Raw genomic sequence first — 1,926 nt, forward strand, 5'->3', positions numbered from 1 at the left:
GAGCAATGCTCAAGACCTGTGGATCAATCTCGGGTTGGACGCGAAGGGCGTACCTTCCCGATTGATCCTGTGATGGTCACCGAGTAGGCCCGCGTTCGCAGCGCGGGTCGGGAAGGCACGCCCGTGCTCAGCGTAGTCAATGCCGACGGCTCCACCCCGAACGGCTCCCTGATCGACGAGATCGTTCGCGAGGGCGCCCGGCGGATGCTCGCCGCCGCTCTGGAAGCCGAAGTCAATGCCTACATAGCCGAGTTGGCTGATCAGCGGGACGGGCAGGGCCGTCGTCTGGTGGTGCGCAACGGCTATCACCAGCCCCGGTCGGTGACCACGGCCGCCGGGGCGGTGGAGGTGAAGGCCCCGCGGGTGAACGACAAGCGCATCGACGAGAGCACCGGGGAGCGTAAGCGGTTCTCCTCGGCGATCCTGCCGCCGTGGTGCCGCAAGTCCCCGAAGATCAGCGAGGTGCTCCCGCTGCTCTACCTGCACGGCCTTTCCTCCGGCGACTTCGTGCCCGCGCTGGAGCAGTTCCTGGGCAGCTCGGCCGGGCTCTCGCCGGCCACCGTCACCCGCCTCACCACCCAGTGGCAGGCCGATCACAAGGCGTTCGGCGAGCGCGACCTGGCCGGATCCGATTACGTCTATGTCTGGGCCGACGGCATCCACCTGCGCATCCGCCTCGCCGAGGCGAAGTCCTGCGTCCTGGTGCTGATGGGCGTGCGCGCGGACGGCACCAAGGAGCTGATCGCGATGGCCGACGGCTACCGCGAGTCCGCCGAGTCCTGGGCCGACCTGCTGCGTGACTGCGCCCGCCGCGGCATGCGCGCGCCCGTGCTCGCGGTCGGTGACGGCGCGCTCGGCTTCTGGAAGGCCCTGGCCGAGGTCTTCCCCGAAGCCCGGCACCAGAGGTGCTGGGTTCACAAAACGGCCAATGTGGTCAATGCCCTGCCGAAGTCGGCCCAGCCCGGCGCCCGCAAGGCCCTGCAGGACATCTACAACGCCGAGGACCGCGACCACGCGCTCAAGGCGGTGACCGCCTTCGATCATGCCTACGGCGCGAAGTGGCCCAAGGCCGTCAAGAAGATCACCGACGACGTCGAGGAGCTGCTGGCGTTCTACGATTTCCCCGCCGAGCACTGGATCCACCTGCGCACGACCAACCCCATCGAGTCGACGTTCGCCACGGTCCGGCTGCGGACCAAGGTCACCCGGGGAGCCGGCAGCGCGGCCGCCGCCCTCGCGATGGTCTTCAAGCTCGTCGAGTCCGCCCAGGCCCGGTGGCGGGCCGTGAACGCGCCCCGCCTCGTCGCCCTCGTCCGCGCCGGAGCCCGCTTCGAACGCGGCCACCTCGTCGAACGCCCCGAAGCGCAAGCAGCTTGAATGGCCTCATCGAGCCTGCATGTCACGTGACTTACTCCAGGGCTGTCGCGCGGGCCCAGTACTCGCGGACCACCGCCAGGTTGCGTTCGAAGACCTCATCGCCACGATGGCTGGTGAAGATCCCCGGGATCGCGAGCGGTCGTCCCCTCGCCCGATGCACGCGCACCTCCCACCACGCCCCGCCGCGTGTCTGGTGGCTCCGCGGCTCAATCTTGGTGATCTCGCTCCATGAGATGGATCTACGACTGACGAAGGTGGAGAACTGCATCCGGTCAGGCGCGAGGAGCGTTCGGCCATATCCGCGGTTGATCATGTAGAAGAGCGAAGCCAGCCAAAGGGCGCCAACGACGCCAGCCCACCACCAGCGGCCCGTCGTGGCTGTCGCCTCCGTCGCCACCGCCATGCCCGCAAAAAGCAGCGTCAGGACTGCGGTCCACCACCAGTTCCTACGCCGGGCAGCGACATCGAGACCGATCCATATCTCCGGCACGCGCTGATGCTACAGACAGCCAGGATGAGACCCCATCCACAGTTCTTGACAATTTCTCA

The 1,926-nt window shown here is 67.7% G+C and carries 2 protein-coding genes; one reads left to right on the plus strand and one right to left on the minus strand.

Annotated elements, in window-relative coordinates:
* Positions 1-123: 123 nt before the first annotated feature.
* The gene (locus ACIP6U_RS48695) at positions 124-1,377 is read left to right on the plus strand and encodes an IS256 family transposase (RefSeq protein ID WP_401729994.1); all 1,254 of its coding nucleotides are present in this window, start codon (positions 124-126) and stop codon (positions 1,375-1,377) included.
* Positions 1,378-1,408: 31 nt separating this feature from the next.
* Here ACIP6U_RS48695 and ACIP6U_RS48700 read toward each other — a convergent pair whose 3' ends face one another.
* Entirely contained in the window at positions 1,409-1,867 is a 459-nt protein-coding gene (locus tag ACIP6U_RS48700) for a hypothetical protein (protein WP_401729995.1), read from the minus strand.
* Positions 1,868-1,926: the final 59 nt, after the last annotated feature.

Origin of the sequence: Streptomyces sp. NPDC088794 (assembly GCF_044750545.1) — a bacterium.
Taxonomy (GTDB): domain Bacteria; phylum Actinomycetota; class Actinomycetes; order Streptomycetales; family Streptomycetaceae; genus Streptomyces.